The organism is Occallatibacter sp. (assembly GCF_049802275.1).
Taxonomy (GTDB): domain Bacteria; phylum Acidobacteriota; class Terriglobia; order Terriglobales; family Acidobacteriaceae; genus Telmatobacter.
The window spans coordinates 1-1,545 of sequence record NZ_JBARMD010000158.1 but is presented as its reverse complement, the minus strand read 5'-3'; the positions used below and the strand labels follow the sequence as shown (position 1 = coordinate 1,545).

The 1,545-nt window shown below is 62.3% G+C and carries 2 protein-coding genes; one reads left to right on the top strand and one right to left on the bottom strand.

Annotation, left to right across the window (positions count from 1 at the left end):
- Positions 1 to 551: MFS transporter (locus WA354_RS05140; protein ID WP_472811936.1), on the bottom strand; the 551-nt coding region annotated here is incomplete at its 3' end.
- 148 nt (positions 552 to 699) lie between these two features.
- On the opposite strand from WA354_RS05140, the gene WA354_RS05135 reads away from it, so the two are divergent.
- Positions 700 to 1,545, top strand: an 846-nt coding sequence (locus WA354_RS05135; RefSeq protein WP_472811935.1) for an MFS transporter, incomplete at its 3' end; no start/stop codon positions are given.

The window sequence follows — 1,545 nt, the reverse complement described above, 5'->3', positions numbered from 1 at the left end:
GTCGCACGGCGATGACCGTGGGGCAGCCACGCAGCGACCGCTGCGGCTCCCACGAGCGACGCGGCGCCGAGTGCGAGGAAACTGATCCGCCAGCTGAAGTATTCGGCGAGGATCCCAGCAGCGATGCGGCCGACAAAGCCGCCAAGAGCCGTTCCGCTGACGTAAAAGCTCATGATGAGGGCGACACGATCAGGCGGCCACTCTTCCCCAATATAGGTGACCACAACGGCAATGATGCCGGGCACCATGATGCCTTGCAGAAATCGCCAGAAGATAAGTTGCATGAGCGAGGTTGACGTTGCGGCGAGTAGAGTGGGAATCGAGACGCCAAGGATTGAGATGACAATGACGCGCTTGCGGGCCAGTCGCTCGGTAACGGCGCCGAAGACGGGGGCAGAGATGGCCACGCCGAGGGTGGCGGCGGAGACGGTCATGCCGACGCCGGTTTTGGACGCGTGGAAGATGTGCGCCAGCAGCGGAAGCAGGGGCTGCGTGCAATAAAGCTCGAGAAAAGCGCAAACGCCGCAGAGAGCCACGGCTGCTGCGGCCATGTTGCTCGGCTCCGCGTGGTGGTCAGGCTGGGCGGGCAGTTCCAATGATCAGGATACAGGGAGCACAGTCAAAGGCCCTTTTGCGCGGCAGGGGCAGAGTGGCCGAGCCTTTCGCGAGGTCACTTTGAGCGGTTAACCTAGGCAGGAGATGGATTCCCCTTCCACCAAGCCTGCGCTACGAGGGATGGAGGCATTTGCCTATCGCGACTTCCGCCGATATCAGATGGCGCGTGTGGCTGTGATTCTGGGTGCCGAGGCGCAGGCAGTCGCCGTCGCCTGGCAGGTCTATTCCATTACGCATCGAGCGCTCGATCTTGGATATACGGGATTGGCGCTGTTTTTGCCCGGGCTGCTGTTTCTGTTGCCGGCAGGCCATGTGGCCGACCGCTTCGACCGGCGTCACGTCATTCTCTGCTGCTATGCGCTGCAGGTGTTCTGCACGGCCGCACTGCTTGCGCAAGCGGTTACGGGAACGCATCGCGTCTCCTACATCTACGCGGTCCTTTTCCTGATCGGCACGGGCCGCGCGTTTTCGGCCCCGGCGAGTTCCGCGTTGCTGCCTCACCTGGTTCCTGAAAAGCACTTCGTGAATGCGGTGACGTGGGGTGGAGCAATTTTTCAGCTGGCCAACGTAACCGGGCCCGCCCTCGGCGGACTGCTGTTTACGCTGCCGCTGCTGCAGATTCTTCGCGGTGCGGGCCTTGAAGGAGCAGGCATCGTGTACATATTCACGCTGCTGACGCTTGCCTGGTTCCTGGCGCTGATTTTCAGTTTGCACGTGCGCCCCGGACGCATGGAGCATCGCGCCGCATCGCTGAAGGTGGTGCTGGCAGGGTTCCAATATGTGCGCAGATCACCATTGCTGCTGGGATCGATGTCGCTGGATCTCTTCGTCGTGCTGCTTGGCGGCGCGGTTGCGTTGATGCCCATATTTGCCAACGAGGTGCTGCACACAGGGCCGCGCGGGCTTGGTGCGTTGCGAGCGGCGCCCGCC